15 protein-coding genes are annotated in these 13,789 nt (G+C 71.1%); 10 read left to right on the top strand and 5 right to left on the bottom strand.

From position 1 onward, the window contains the following. Position 1: 1 nt before the first annotated feature. The 7 genes from M503_RS0105470 to M503_RS0105440 all read left to right on the top strand — a co-directional run bounded on the left by M503_RS0105470 (position 2) and on the right by M503_RS0105440 (position 6,185). Positions 2 to 1,822 (top strand): Na/Pi cotransporter family protein, encoded by a 1,821-nt coding sequence (locus tag M503_RS0105470; RefSeq protein WP_028920439.1) that lies wholly within the window; start codon positions 2 to 4, stop codon positions 1,820 to 1,822. Between the two features lie 210 nt (positions 1,823 to 2,032). Next, positions 2,033 to 2,821, top strand: a complete 789-nt coding sequence (locus M503_RS0105465; protein ID WP_028920440.1) for an ABC transporter ATP-binding protein — start codon at positions 2,033 to 2,035, stop codon at positions 2,819 to 2,821. Further along, on the top strand, positions 2,821 to 3,570 hold the full coding sequence (locus M503_RS0105460) for an MlaE family lipid ABC transporter permease subunit (RefSeq protein ID WP_028920441.1): 750 nt from the start codon (positions 2,821 to 2,823) through the stop codon (positions 3,568 to 3,570). The genes M503_RS0105465 and M503_RS0105460 overlap by 1 nt, the downstream gene beginning before the upstream one ends. Positions 3,571 to 3,677: 107 nt before the next feature. Further along, positions 3,678 to 4,193, top strand: coding sequence for an outer membrane lipid asymmetry maintenance protein MlaD (mlaD, locus tag M503_RS0105455; RefSeq protein ID WP_028920442.1), 516 nt, complete (start codon positions 3,678 to 3,680; stop codon positions 4,191 to 4,193). Then, positions 4,190 to 4,828, top strand: a complete 639-nt coding sequence (locus M503_RS0105450) for an MlaC/ttg2D family ABC transporter substrate-binding protein (RefSeq protein WP_028920443.1) — start codon at positions 4,190 to 4,192, stop codon at positions 4,826 to 4,828. The genes mlaD and M503_RS0105450 overlap by 4 nt, the downstream gene beginning before the upstream one ends. After that, positions 4,828 to 5,145 (top strand): STAS domain-containing protein, encoded by a 318-nt coding sequence (locus M503_RS0105445; RefSeq protein WP_028920444.1) that lies wholly within the window; start codon positions 4,828 to 4,830, stop codon positions 5,143 to 5,145. Before M503_RS0105450 ends, M503_RS0105445 begins: the two co-directional genes overlap by 1 nt. After that, positions 5,142 to 6,185, top strand: a complete 1,044-nt coding sequence (locus M503_RS0105440; RefSeq protein ID WP_028920445.1) for an MlaA family lipoprotein — start codon at positions 5,142 to 5,144, stop codon at positions 6,183 to 6,185. Before M503_RS0105445 ends, M503_RS0105440 begins: the two co-directional genes overlap by 4 nt. Before the next feature lie 56 nt (positions 6,186 to 6,241). Here M503_RS0105440 and rmuC read toward each other — a convergent pair whose 3' ends face one another. Next, positions 6,242 to 7,627, bottom strand: coding sequence for a DNA recombination protein RmuC (gene rmuC / locus M503_RS0105435; RefSeq protein ID WP_028920446.1), 1,386 nt, complete (start codon positions 7,625 to 7,627; stop codon positions 6,242 to 6,244). A gap of 87 nt (positions 7,628 to 7,714) precedes the next feature. Between rmuC and M503_RS15740 the strand changes: the two genes are divergently transcribed. Further along, positions 7,715 to 8,152: a DUF488 domain-containing protein gene (locus tag M503_RS15740; protein ID WP_081720944.1), complete on the top strand. Its 438-nt coding sequence runs from the start codon at positions 7,715 to 7,717 to the stop codon at positions 8,150 to 8,152. Positions 8,153 to 8,251: 99 nt separating this feature from the next. Continuing rightward, complete coding sequence (gene putP, locus M503_RS0105425) at positions 8,252 to 9,739, top strand: sodium/proline symporter PutP (protein WP_028920447.1); 1,488 nt, start codon at positions 8,252 to 8,254, stop codon at positions 9,737 to 9,739. Between the two features lie 30 nt (positions 9,740 to 9,769). On the opposite strand, the gene M503_RS0105420 is transcribed toward putP, so the two are convergent. Both M503_RS0105420 and M503_RS0105410 read right to left on the bottom strand, forming a co-directional pair. Continuing rightward, complete coding sequence (locus M503_RS0105420) at positions 9,770 to 10,507, bottom strand: SDR family NAD(P)-dependent oxidoreductase (protein ID WP_028920448.1); 738 nt, start codon at positions 10,505 to 10,507, stop codon at positions 9,770 to 9,772. Between the two features lie 186 nt (positions 10,508 to 10,693). Continuing rightward, complete coding sequence (locus M503_RS0105410; protein ID WP_028920449.1) at positions 10,694 to 11,875, bottom strand: class I SAM-dependent rRNA methyltransferase; 1,182 nt, start codon at positions 11,873 to 11,875, stop codon at positions 10,694 to 10,696. Between the two features lie 438 nt (positions 11,876 to 12,313). Here M503_RS0105410 and M503_RS0105405 point away from each other — a divergent pair, with 438 nt between their 5' ends. After that, on the top strand, positions 12,314 to 12,592 hold the full coding sequence (locus tag M503_RS0105405; protein WP_028920450.1) for a hypothetical protein: 279 nt from the start codon (positions 12,314 to 12,316) through the stop codon (positions 12,590 to 12,592). Between the two features lie 409 nt (positions 12,593 to 13,001). Here the strand turns inward: M503_RS0105405 and M503_RS0105400 are convergent, their stop codons facing one another. Further along, positions 13,002 to 13,277: a hypothetical protein gene (locus tag M503_RS0105400; RefSeq protein WP_028920451.1), complete on the bottom strand. Its 276-nt coding sequence runs from the start codon at positions 13,275 to 13,277 to the stop codon at positions 13,002 to 13,004. A gap of 28 nt (positions 13,278 to 13,305) precedes the next feature. After that, on the bottom strand, positions 13,306 to 13,506 hold the full coding sequence (locus M503_RS0105395) for a hypothetical protein (RefSeq protein WP_028920452.1): 201 nt from the start codon (positions 13,504 to 13,506) through the stop codon (positions 13,306 to 13,308). Positions 13,507 to 13,789 lie beyond the last annotated feature (283 nt).

Here is a 13,789-nt window from a genome sequence, read left to right as displayed (position 1 = left end):
CATGCACCTGCGCATCCTCCTGGCCTTGCTGGCCGTGGCGCTGCTGGGCTGGTCGTTCTGGCGCAACGGCGCCTGGCTGCAGCTGTGCGCGGGCCTGGCGATGTTCCTGTTCGGCATGCAGTGCCTGGAGGAAGGGCTGCGCCAGCTCGCCGGCGGACGCCTGGAACGGCTGCTGGCGCGCAGCACCGGCACGCCGCTGCGCGGGCTGCTGTTCGGCATGGCCGGCACCACGCTACTGCAGTCGAGCACCCTGGTCTCGCTGCTGGCGATCGCCTTCATCAGCTCCGGGCTGATCCAGCTGGCCGGCGGCATCGCCATCATCCTCGGCGCCAACCTCGGCGCGACCAGCGGCATCTGGCTGCTGGCGCTGGCCGGGCAGAACGTGAGCCTGTCGCCGCTGGCGCTGCCGTTGCTGGTGTTCGGCGTGCTCGGCGGGATCGCCGGCGCGCGCGGCAAGGCCGCCGGGCGGGTGGTGCTGGGCGTGGCCTTCATCTTCCTGGGCATCGACCAGCTGCGCATCGGCTTCGAGGCGATGAACGGCGGCACGGACCTGTCGGCCGTGGGCGGTGAAGGTTGGGGGCAGACCCTGGCCTTCGTGCTGGTGGGCCTGGTCGCCACCGTGGTGCTGCAGTCGACCCATGCGGTGCTGATGCTGACCCTGGCCGCGCTGGCCGGCGGCCAGCTGGTGCTCGACCAGGGCCTGGCGATCGCCGTCGGCGCCAACGTCGGCAGCAGCGTCAGCACCGCCTTCGTCGGCATGCTCGGCGGCAACCGCAGCGGCCAGCGGCTGGCCCTGGCGCACGTGCTGTTCAACGTGGTGACGGCAACGCTCGCCCTGCTCCTGCTGGTGCCGCTGACCTGGCTGACCCATGCGCTGGCCGGCCTGGTCGGGTTCGGCGACAACGCGCTGCTGCAGCTGGCCCTGTTCCACACCCTGTTCAACGCCGGCGGCGTGCTGCTGTTCTGGCCGTGGCAGGCGCCCCTGGGCGGATGGCTGCAGCGCTGGCTGCCGGACCGTGCCGAACAGGCGGTGCCGGACGCCACGCCGACGGCGCCGCCGGTCGAGCGGCTGCGCGCGCGCCATCTCAGCGGCCCGGCGCTGAACTCGCCCGATGCGGCCGCCGCAGCGGTGGCCCTGGAGCTGCGCCATCTCGGCGAGCTGAGCCTGGAAGTGATCAGCCAGGCGCTGTGCCTGCCGGCGGACCTGTACGCGCGGCCGGATGTGGACCCGGCGCTGCTGGAGGCGCGCCCGCCCGGCGACAGCTGCCACGACGTGGAACTGCTGTACCAGCAGCGGATCAAGGGTGTGTACGGCGACCTGCTGACCTTCATGGGCCGGCTGGAGGCGCCGCTGGACGAAGCGCACCAGCGCTTCTGGGCGAACAGCCAGGTCGCGGCGCTGCACCTGGTCAACGCGGTGAAGGACGCCAAGCACCTGCAGAAGAACCTGGGCCGGCAGCTGCGCGGCCCGGATTCGCCGGTGCGCCACGCCTACGTGGAACTGCGCCGGCAGCTGTTCGGGCAGATCCGCACGCTCTACGACATCGCCCGGGTCGGCGACGTGGAGACCGGCGCGGCGCGGCTGGCGGCGCTGGACCGGGAAGCGGCGGAGTTCGACGCGCAGTTCCGCGCCCGCCTGTTCGAGCAGGTGCGCCACGGCGGGCTGGACGGGCTGGACGCCGGTTCGCTGGTCAACGACCAGGGCTACGCGGACCGCATCTACCGCAGCCTGCGCCAGGTCTTCGCCTTCGTCGAGGAGCCCGAATCGTTGCAGCGCCTGCGCCAGCTGGCCGCGATGACGGCGGCGGAACCATCGGGCTGAGCGACGACCCCGGCCCGTCCCGGGCATGACAACCAGCACTCGTGCGGGGATTGCCGTTCGGCGAGGCTGCGTGCCACCGGCGCGACAGACCGGTGCACGACGGGCGTCATTCCTGTACTGATCGGTTCAATCGATGGGTTAAGATTCAGTTTCTCCGACGCAAGATGCGTCGTTTGTGGCTTCCACACCGCAAGGGATAGTGCGCGCGCCATGTCCGCCCCCAACACCAATGCCGTCGTCCTGCGGGACGTCCGCCTCGACAGGGGCGGGCGCACGATCCTGCGCGACCTCGACCTGGTGGTGCCGGCCGGCAGCATCACCGCGGTGCTGGGCCCGTCGGGCACCGGCAAGTCGACCCTGCTGGCCGCGCTGACCGGCGAACTGCCGCCGGCCACCGGCGAGGTGCGCGTGTTCGGCCAGCCGGTGCCGCGCGGCGAGCGCGCCCTGCTGGAGATGCGCAAGGGCATCGGCGTGCTGCTGCAGGGCAATGGCCTGCTCACCGACCTGACCGTGGCCGAGAACGTGGCCCTGCCGCTGCGTGCGCATACGCAGCTGCCGGAACCGCTGCTGCAGCGGCTGGTGGCGATGAAGCTCAATGCCGTCGGCCTGCGCGCGGCCGCCAGCCTGTATCCGCGCGAGCTGTCCGGCGGCATGGCCCGGCGCGTGGCGCTGGCCCGCGCGCTGGCGCTGGATCCGCCGCTGATGCTCTACGACGAACCGCTGACCGGCCTGGACCCGATCGCCTCGGGCGTGATCATGAGCCTGATCCGGCGCCTGTCGCGCAGCCTGGGCCTGACCAGCATCATCGTCAGCCACCACGTGCACGAGACCCTGCCCATCGCCGACCAGGCGGTGGTCATCGCCAATGGCGGCATCGTCTTCGACGGCACGCCGCAGGCGCTGCAGGCCAGCACCGATCCGCTGCTGCGGCAGTTCCTCGACGGCCAGCCCGACGGGCCGATCCCGTTCGAGGGCGCGGTGCGCGCGGAGGTGGCCTGATGGCCGTGGTCGCCACCATGCAGTCGCTGGGCCGCGCCGGCCTGTTCTCGCTGTCGGTGCTGCGCGCCTCGCTGCCCAGCCGCGACTTCTTCGCCGAACTCGTGCGCGAAATCTACAAGATCGGCGGCCGCTCCCTGCCGATCATCGCGGTGGGCGGCGCGTTCGTGGGCTTGGTGCTGACCCTGCAGGGCTACCGCACGCTGACCACCTTCGGCGCGTCGGATGCGCTGTCCACCCTGCTGGGCCTGTCGCTGTACCGCGAACTGGGCCCGGTGCTGACCGCGCTGCTGTTCATCGGCCGCGCCGGCAGTTCGATCGCCGCGGAGCTGGGCCTGATGCGCGCCACCGACCAGATCAAGGCGCTGGAGCTGATGGCGATCGACCCGGTGGCCAAGGCGGTGGCGCCGCGGTTCTGGGCGGCAGTGGTCTGCGTGCCGCTGCTGACCGGCTTCTTCTGCTCGCTGGCGATCTCGGCCAGCTGGTTCGAGGCGGTGAAGGTGCTGGGCCTGGACAACGGCACGTTCTGGTCGGCGCTGCAGGGTTCGGTGGACTTCTGGGACGACTTCGGCGTGGCGCTGCTGAAGTCGGCGGTGTTCGGCGGCACCTCGGCGCTGGTGGCAGCCTACGTGGGCTTCCATGCCGAGCCGACCATCGAGGGCACCTCGGTGGCGACCACCCGCGCGGTGGTGAACGCCTCGCTGCTGGTGCTGATGCTGAATTTCGTGATGTCCGCGCTGCTGTTCAAGTGATGCATTCGTGGCACCGGGCGCAGCGTTGCGCCGGTGCCGATGGCAGGCCGGGCGGGAGCGCCCGCCGTTGTCCCTTCGTTCAAACCGGTTCCGATAGGTAGACCCCCATGGCAATCCGTGGTCCCAGGCTCGAATTCGCGGTTGGCGCCTTCCTGGTGCTGGCGCTGGCGTCGCTGCTGGTGCTGGCCTTCGCCTCCACCAACCGCCAGTTCGGCATCGGCGGCGACACCTACCCGCTGGTGGCGCGCTTCAGCAACCTCGGCCAGCTGCGCCTGCAGGCGCCGGTGAAGATCGGCGGCGTGGTGGTCGGCCGGGTCGAGAAGATCGACCTGGACCCGGTGAAGTTCGACTCGGTCGTCACCCTGTCCATCGACGGCCGTTTCGCCGACCTGCCCGCCGACACCTCCGCCGGCATCTTCACCAGCGGCCTGCTGGGCGAGAGCTACATCGGCCTGCAGCCGGGTGGCGACCCGGAGGCCCTGCGCCCGGGCGACGAGATCACCTACACCCAGCCGGCCGTGGACCTGATCCAGCTGGTCGGCAAGTACATGTTCGGCGGCGGCGGTTCCGGCGCCGGCAGCACTCCCCCGTCCCCCACGGAAGAAGAAGTCCCGCAGCCATGAAGCGTCTCCTCCTCTCCCTCGCCCTGGCCTTCCCGCTGGCGGCCGCCACCGCGCCGGCGGCGCTGGCCCAGCAGGCCGCGCCGGCCACTTCCGCCGCCAGCAAGCAGGTGCTCGAGAACGGCACCCGCATCCTGTCCACCCTGCAGCAGCGCCGCGCCGAGTTCCAGAAGAGCCCGGCGGCCCTGCGCGCCTTCATCGATTCGGAGCTGAGCGCCTCCTTCGACCGCGAGTACGCGGCGAAGCTGGTGCTGGGCCCGCATGGCCGCGGCGCCAGCGAGGCCGACGTGAAGCTGTTCGCCGACGCGATGGTCGACAGCCTGGTGCAGCAGTACGGCCAGGCGCTGCTGAACATCCAGGGTCGCCCGCGGATCCAGCTCAAGTCCGAGGAGCCGCTGCCCAACGGCCGCGGCGTCAAGGTCGCCACAGAGGTGGTCCGCGACGGTGGCAGCCCGATCCCGGTGATCTACCTGGTCCGCAACAACGGCGGCTGGAAGGTGTTCGACGTGCAGGTCGAAGGCGTGTCCTACGTGCAGACCTTCCGCAGCCAGTTCGACACCCCGCTGCGGCAGAAGTCGATCGCGCAGGTCGCCGCCGACCTGCGTTCCGGCAACCTGCAGCCCAGCAAGACCGAGTGATGGCGACCACCGCGTCCCCGGCCCCGGCGCTGCGCCGGGAAGGCACGGTGCTGCACCTGGCCGGTGCGCTCGACCGTGCCGCCGCGACCGCGGCGTGGCCGGCGCTGCCGGCCGTGCTCGACGGCGCCGACACGCTGGACCTGTCGGCGGTGACGCGGCTGGACAGCGCCGGCCTGGCGCTGCTGGCCGAAGCCGCCGCGCGCATCGGCCAGCGCGGGACGCCCGCGACCCTCGTCGGTGCGCCCGAAGGACTGGCCGAGCTGCGCGCGGCGTATCGCCTGCACGATGACCTCGCCTACGCGGACGCAGCCCCATGAACGCGCGCGCCCTGATCCTGTTCCCGCTGCTGCTGGCCCTGGCTGCCTGCGCCAGCGCCCCGAAACCGGCCGCCCAGGCCGCCGCACCGGTGGCGGTGGCGGGCGAGGCAGCCGGCCCTGCGCCGGTGGATGCCGCGGTTCCGGCCGCGCCGTCGGACGAAGCGCTTGCGGCGCCCGATCCGGCGGTGGCCGCGGAGCCCACGCCGGGTGACGCCAGCGCCGATCCCGCCGCCGCGGATGCCGATGCCGCGCTGGCGCCGACCGACGAAGAGGACGACTACGCCGCGCTGTACGGCGAGGATCCGGCCAGCGGCAACGGCGCCGATGGCGCGAGCGGTTCGGTTCCGTACGACCCGTGGGAGCCGATGAACCGGCGCATCCACGCCTTCAACAACGTGGTCGACCGCGCCGTCGCCCGTCCGATCGCGCGCGCCTACGTGACCGTGGTGCCGCAGCCGGTGCGGCTGGGCGTGACCAACTTCTTCGACAACCTGTCCTCGCCGCTGACCATGGTCAACCAGGTGCTGCAGGGCCGCCCGCGCGACGCGGTGCAGACCTTCGGCCGCTTCCTGGTCAACTCGACCCTGGGCATCGGCGGCATCTTCGACCCGGCCAGCGACCTGAAGATGAAGCGCCGCAGCGAGGACTTCGGCCAGACCCTGGGCATCTGGGGCTGGCGCAGCTCGCGCTACGTGGAGTTGCCGTTCTTCGGCCCGCGCACGCTGCGCGACGTGGTCGGCCTGGCCGGCGACGCGCCGCTGTCGGTGGTGCAGCGCATCGAGGAGGACAAGGTGCGCATCGCCCTGCAGGGCGCGCAGCTGGTCGACACCCGCGCCCAGCTGCTGGCGGTGGACGCGCTGCGCGACGCGGCCCCGGACGAGTACGCGATCACCCGCGACGCCTGGATCAAGCGCCGTACCTTCAAGATCGAAAGCGATCGCCGCAGCAACCGCGATGGCAACCTGCAGGACGGGGAAGACGACGAGCGCCACCCGACGGTGCCGGCCGACGCCATGCCGCTGCCGGTGACGGTGCCCTGACCGCCCGTGCCGCGCTGCCTCCCGGCGGCGCGGCACCCTGGCCCGCGGGACGGGCCTCAGACCACGTCGTCCTCGCCTTCGACCTCGTCCGGGCCGAGGTCGCCCAGCAGGGCCTGCGCCTGGTCCTGGCCCAGCGTCTCCACGCCGCGCAGCTTGCGCTCGATCGCGCGGGTGCGCACGCCGGCGGCCTTGATGCTGTTCTGCACCGTGCCCAGCTGCGAGGTGGTCTTCTCCAGCACGGTGGCGAACTTGCCGAACTCGCTCTTCACCGCGCCCAGCAGGCTCCACACCTCGCTGGAGCGCTTCTCGATGGCCAGGGTGCGGAAGCCCATCTGCAGGCTGTTGAGCAGGGCGGTGATCGTGGTCGGGCCGGCGACGACGATGCGGTGCTCGCGCTGCAGCGCGTCGGTCAGGCCGGCACGGCGGATCACCTCGGCGTAGAGGCCTTCGGTCGGCAGGAACATCACCGCGAAGTCGGTGGTGTGCGGCGGCACCACGTACTTCTCGCAGATCGACTTGGCCTGGATGCGGATCGCCCGCTCCAGCTGCGCGCCGCTGGTGCGCATCAGGTCGGCGTCGCCGTTCTCCTGGGCGTCGAGCAGGCGCTCGTAGTCCTCGCGCGGGAACTTGCAGTCGATCGGCAGCCACACCGGCGCGTCGATGTTGGCGCGGCCGGGCAGGCGCACGGCGAAGTCGACCATCTCGCCGCTGTCCGGGCGCACGCGCACGCTGCGCGCGTACTGCTCGGCGGTGAGGGTCTGCTCGAGGATGTTCTCCAGCTGCACCTCGCCCCAGGTACCGCGCGTCTTCACGTTGGTCAGCACGCGCTTGAGGTCGCCCACGCCGGTGGCCAGGGTCTGCATCTCGCCGAGCCCGCGCTGGACCTGCTCCAGGCGTTCGGAGACCAGCTTGAACGACGAGTCCAGGCGGGTGGTCAGGGTGCTCTGCAGCTTCTCGTCCACGGTCTCGCGCATCTGCTCGAGCTTGCGCGCGTTGTCCTCCTGCAGCGCGCGCAGCTGCTGCTCCAGGGTGGCGCGCATCTCGCCGATGCGCTGCTCGTTGCGCTGGGTCAGCTCGCGCAGCTGGGCGGACACCTGCTCCATGAAGCGGTTCTGGATTTCGCCGGCTTCCTGGCGCGACTTGCGAGCATCTTCTGTCAACGTGTCGCGAAGCTGGTCCAGACGGGTATCCGTGCGGGTGCCCAGGTCGGCCAGGTGCCGGGCAAACCCGTCGATGCGCTGGCCCTGGCTGGCGGCCAGGCCGTCCAGCTGCTGGCGCAGCTCCAGGCGGCCGTCGCGCTGTTCTGCGCGCAGGGCTTCCTCCAGCTGGGTCCGCAGCCGCTCCAGGGCGGCCTCGGGACGGCGCAGGAACAGGGCCAGGAGCAGGGCGAGGACGGCCAGCAGCAGGCCGGCAAGCAGGTAGAGCAGGGCGGTATCGGTCATCCGGACAGTCTACCGGCCGGTGTCTCAGGGTTCGCGACCGCGCGCCTTCACAGTGCCCGACACCCCCGCCCCCGACACTCCCCGCCCATGGCCAGAGCCTCCCGCCACCCGATCCACCTCAAGCGGGTCTACGACCCCGCCGGCCCCCTCGACGGCCAGCGGCTGCTGGTGGACGGGGTCTGGCCGCGCGGAATCACCAAGGCCGACATGGAGATCGACGCCTGGCTGCGGGTGCTGGCCCCCAGCACCGGCCTGCGCAAGTGGTTCGGCCACGATCCGCTGCGCTGGGACGACTTCCGTGCGCGCTACTTCGAGGAACTGGCCGCGAACGTGGACGGACTGGCGCAACTGCGCGCCTATCTGGAACGCGGGCCGGTAACCCTGCTCTATGGCGCCCGCGACGAGGAACACAACAACGCGGTGGCGCTGCGCGATTTCGTCCTGCACGGGCACCGCACCGGGCCCGCCGGCCGCCACGCCGGTTCGCCACGCGCCGGATTGCCAGGCGCACGCGGTCACGCTTAGGCTGCGCCGGCCGGTGCGTCCGGCCGCGCGCGTGCACAGGCCGGCGCGACCTGCCGGTCCCGGGGAGGGGACGGCATCCGCCTCTTGACCGGGACCCCGATGACCGCCAGCACCCCGCTGCTCGTTACCTTCGCCGCCTACCTCCTGCTGATGGTCGGCATCGGCTTCATCGCCTGGCGCCGCACCCGCACCTTCGACGACTACATCCTCGGCGGGCGTTCGCTGAACGGGTTCGTGACCGCGCTGGCGGCCGGCGCCTCGGACATGAGCGGCTGGCTGATGATGGGCCTGCCCGGCGCGCTGTACCTGACCGGCGCCTCGGAAGCGTGGATCGCGATCGGCCTGGTGATCGGCGCCTGGGCGAACTGGCGCTGGGTGGCCGGGCCGCTGCGCCTGTACACCGAACGCGCCGGCAATGCGCTGACCCTGCCGGACTACTTCACCCACCGCTTCGAGGACCGCAGCCGGCTGCTGCGGATCCTGTCGGCGCTGGTGATCCTGGTGTTCTTCGCCATCTACTGCGCCTCCGGCATCGTCGCCGGCGCGCGCCTGTTCGAGAGCATGTTCGGCCTGCCGTATGGCCAGGCGATGCTGTGGGGCGCGGGGGTGACCATCGCCTACACCTTCATCGGCGGCTTCCTGGCGGTGAGCTGGACCGACACCGTGCAGGCCTCGCTGATGATCTTCGCCCTGCTGCTGGTGCCGGTGTTCGCGATCATCAGGGTCGGCGGCCCGGGCGAGGCGCTGGCGCTCGTCGAGGAGGTCGATCCGGCGCGCCTGCAGTGGATCGGCGCCGGCGGCGTGGTCGCGGTGGTGTCGGCGCTGGCCTGGGGCCTGGGCTACTGCGGCCAGCCGCACATCCTCGCCCGCTTCATGGCCGCCGACAGCCTGGCCACGATCCCGCGCGCGCGGCGCATCTCGATGACCTGGATGGTGCTGTGTCTGGGCGGCGCGGTGGCCACCGGCCTGGCCGGCATCGCCTGGTTCGCCGCGCACCCGGCGCTGGCCGGCCCGGTGGACGCCAACCCGGAGCGGGTGTTCATCGTGCTGGGCGAACAGCTGTTCAACCCGTGGATCGCCGGCGTGCTGCTGTCGGCGATCCTGGCGGCGATCATGAGCACCCTGTCGGCCCAGCTGCTGGTGTGCTCCAGCGCGCTGACCGAGGACTTCTACCGCGGCTTCGTCCGGCCGGCGGCCAGCCATCGCGAATTGGTGTGGTTCGGCCGCGGCATGGTGCTGGCGGTGGCGCTGCTGGCGATGTGGATCGCGCGCGACCCGGACAGCCGCGTGCTCGGCCTGGTGTCGTACGCCTGGGCCGGCTTCGGCGCCGCGTTCGGCCCGGTGGTGGTGCTGTCGCTGTTCTGGAAGCGAATGACCCGCAACGGCGCCCTGGCCGGCATGCTCGCCGGCGCGGCCACGGTGATCCTGTGGAAGCAGACCGGCAGCGCGCTGTACGAGATGGTGCCCGGCTTCATCGCCGCGACGGTGGCGATCGTGGTGGTGAGCCTGCTCGGCGCGGCGCCGTCGGGCGAACTGGCCGCGCGCCACGCGCAGGTGCGCGCGGCGCTGCGCGAGCACGGCTACTGAGCCAGCCGTCCCGGACCGGACCCGCGCGCCTCAGCGCGCGGTGTAGCCGCCGTCGACCAGGTGGTAGCTGCCGGTGATGAACGAGGCTTCCTTCGACAGGAGGAAGCAGGTCAGCGCCGCGACCTCGTCGGCGGTACCCAGGCGGCCGATGGGATGCAGGCCGACCAGGCTTTCGCGCACGGCCGGCTCCAGCCCGGACAGCAGCGGCGTGTCGATGAAGGCCGGGCCTACCGCGTTCACGCGGATGCCCCGGGGGGCGTATTCCATCGCGGTGGTGCGGGTCATGCCGAGCAGGGCGTGCTTGGCGGCGACGTAGGCGATCGAACCGGTCCAGCCGACGCTGCCGAGGATCGAGGCCATGTTGACGATCGACCCGCCGCCGCTGGCGAGCATCGCCGGCAGCTCGTACTTCATCGAATACATCACCCCGTGCAGGTTGACGTCGATGACGCGGTGCCAGTCGTCCAGCGGGTAGTCGGCGGTGGGATGGGCGGGGCCGCCGATGCCGGCGTTGTTCACCGCCAGGTGCAGCGCGCCGAAGCGTTCGACGGTGGCCTGGACCATGCGCTCGACCGCGGCGGCATCGGCCACGTCCAGCTGGAAGGCCATGGCCTCGCCCAGCTCCCCGGCCAGCGCCTGCGCGCCCGTGCCGTCGTAATCGGCCACCACCACCTTCGCGCCGTCGCGCGCCAAGCGGCGGCAGACCGCCTCGCCGATGCCCGAGGCGCCGCCGGTAACGATGGCGACCTGTCCTTCGAAAGTCTTCATGTGCTGCCTCCGTGATCCATGGCCCCATGCTCGGCCGCGGCGGCCGGGCCCATCTTGACCATGATCAAGCCAGCCGGCGCGGGCATCATCCGCGCGCCGGGCTGCGCCATCGATGGCGACCGGAGACGATGCGGCGACGGCGGCCGCCATCGCGCAGGCGGCCGCTCCGCGCGATGCGCGTCCGGCTCAGTCCAGCACGCGGCAGAACACCGCCTTGAGATAGCGCGACTCCGGCACGCTGGCCAGGAACGGATGGTCCGGACCGGCGCCGGCGACCTTCAGCACCTGCACCGTACGCCCGGCGTAGAACGCCGCACGGCGCAGCATGTCGAGGAACTGGTCCTCGGCCACCAGGCCGGTGCAGGAGAAGGTGGCGAACAGGCCACCGGGCTTGACCACGCCCAGCGCCAGCTTGTTCATGTCCAGGTACTTCTTCAGCGCGGTGATGACCTGGTCGCGGTCGCGGGTCATCTTGGCCGGGTCCAGCACCACCGCGTCGTACTGCTCGCCGCGGGCGGCGGCGTCGCGCAGCCACGGGAAGATGTCGGCCTGGACGAACTTCGGGCGCACGCTGTTGAGGCGCGCGTTGCCCTTGGCGATCTCGATCACGTCGGCGTCGATGTCGATGCCGGTGACCTCGGCGGCGCCGCGCACCGCCGCGTACACGGCGAAGCCGCCGGTGTTGCAGCACAGGTCGAGCACGCGCTTGCCTTCGACCTGGCGCGAGAACCACTCGCGGTTCTCGCGCTGGTCGGCGAAGAAGCCGGTCTTGTGCGCGCCGGCCGGGTCGGCGCGGAAGCGCACGCCGTGTTCGGTGATGACCGCCGGCTCGCAGGCGCCGCCCTCGCTATACACCGGGCGGTAGTCGAAGCTCTCCTGCTTCTGCACGTGCTCCTCGGCGAAGCTGTAGATGCGCGCGCCGGGGAAGTGCGCGCGCAGCGCGGCGTACACCCACTCGCGGTAGCGGTACATGCCGGCGCTGAAGAACTCGGCCACCAGCAGGTCGTCGTAGCGGTCCACGACCAGGCCGGACAGGCCGTCGCCCTCGGCATGGACCACGCGCCAGGCATTGGACACCTCGTCCAGCTTGAGCACGTCGCGGCGCAGCGACACCGCCTCGCCGATGCGGCGCTGGAACCAGCCGGCATCGACCGCCACGGCCGGGTCGGTCTCGAGGATGCGCAGGGCGATCCGCGAGTGGCCGTTGTAGAAGCCGCGGCCGATGAACTGGCCGTCCACATCGAAGGCGTCGACCAGCTCGCCCGGGCGCGGCTTCTGCGGGGGCTTCTCGATCAGTTTCTGGAAGATCCAGGGATGGCTGGAACGCCACGCGTTCTTCAGCCGGATGGTGGGCAAGAGGGGCGTCATGCGCGCATTCTAGGGGATTCCCGGGGCATTCCCGCCGTCCCCCTGGCGCCGTGCGTGGCCGCGGGGTCGCTTCGATCGCATCTTGCGAAGATGGGCGATGGCTGGCTGTGGAGCCGGGCGCTGCGCCCATCGGATACGGAAGCTGGGCATCCGCCACCGCATCCCGGACGGTGCGGGCCTCCAGCGTCGCCACGAGGGAGCAGGGAGGGGGGCGGTCGGCCCGGTCGAGTGGAAGATCAGGGACTCTTCGGCCTTGCCACGCCCGCCCTGCGCGCCGGCGTAGCCGTCCCCCGGTGTGCGCTACGCTTGGAGCAAGCGGGGACCAGGAACACCGACGCCCGGCTGGCGATGCGCCTTCGATGCGACCTGGCCGAAGCTCGACCGCCGTGCGATCCCTGATGTCCGGCTGCTCGCAGCCGATGCCAACGGAGAGTGACGATGAGCCTCGAACCGAAAAGCTACATGACCGACGAAGAACGCGCAGAACGCCGTGCCGGCGGCATGTCGGAGAACGCGATCCTGATGGCCGAATCCCGCGCGGCGGCTCGCGCCGGCGACGAGGAAACCGCTTGGGAATGGTTGGCCCTGGCCGAGTTGCCGGCGCATTCGCTGGCATACCTCAAGGGGCGGCACGGGGCCGATTTCATCCGGAGCCGCGGCTTCCGAACGGACCAGGCCGACGCCGCCTACGGGCCGGATTGGCTGGATCGGGCTTGACGGGCGGCCGCTCTCGCCCCGGTGGCTGGACCAGTTCTGGCCAACGAGGGCGGCCATGCCCAAGGGCTTCTTTCCAAGACGGGGGTTAAAGAGCTGAATTTGTTCGTGAGGACAGGATCCGATCTACGGATGGATCGCGGATTCGGTTCCCTACATGCGCGGGGAGCGCGACTGCCGTTCATGCCGGCGCCGTGCATCGAGCGCGCCCGTGTCTGTGCCGCACTCATCGCTTGCATGCGCCGCCTGCGGTCCAGTTCTGCGCGCAAGCGGCGCTCGTGCGCGCCCAGGTCGGCCGTGGCGATGCCGGCAGCGTTCAGGCGGGTGCGCAGGGCGTGCAACTGCGCGGCCTGCTGCTCGTGGGCATGCTTCATCAGCGCCGCCACACGCCGGGCCTGGTTGAACTGACGGGTCAGTGCCTTGGTGGGCGTCTCGGCCGCACGCAGCTGCTGCGCCAGGGCGCGCACTTGGCCTGCTGCGCCTCATAGGCGGCCGCGCTCTGGCGCAGGGCCTGGCTCTGCACCCGGAAACCGGCGATGTCGCGCTGCTGCGCTTCGAGCTTGCGGCGGAGATCGTGCTGCTCCTTGAGTGCGGCCGATAGCCCCTTGCTGCCGGACAACACCCGCTTCAGCGGGCCGGTAGCTTGGTCGATGGCCGAGAGGACGACCTGCAGGCGGAGGTCTTTCATCGCACGCCCTCGCGCGCGACGCCTGGACTCAGCCCTTCGTCTCCTCCAGTACCCGCTCGATCTCCTCGGGGGTGGCCTCGTCGATGAATAGCATCACCAGCAACGTCAGCGCCCACACCACCAACATGCCGATGACGCCGATGATGGCCAGGCCGATCAGCAGCGGCCAGCCGAAAACCAGCATCGCCACGATGGCGGACAGGGCAATGACGGCAAAGGCGATCTTCATGCGTCGAACGTACCACGGCTTCGCGCTACTGTGTTTGCGTGCCTATTTGCGTAGGCCATCGGCTCTGCAGCGACGTCCTGCGCAGTCAGCGAGGGCGTGCTGATTCGAGACAGCAGCGTTTACAGCGAAAGCTAGGGCGTGACAAGCCTGGTGCAGAGCGGCCGTGACGGCACGCTGGTTTCAATCCACGCGCCCGTGCGAGGGCGCGACACGGCAAGCTGCAGCACCTGAGCCCGGAGGACTGGTTTCAATCCAAGCGCCCGTGCGAGGGCGCGACCATCCC

It is taken from the genome of Pseudoxanthomonas suwonensis J47, assembly GCF_000513955.1.
Taxonomy (GTDB): Bacteria; Pseudomonadota; Gammaproteobacteria; order Xanthomonadales; family Xanthomonadaceae; genus Pseudoxanthomonas; species Pseudoxanthomonas suwonensis_C.
Note: the sequence above shows the minus strand (reverse complement) of the source record. Positions and strands in the feature narration are given on the sequence as shown.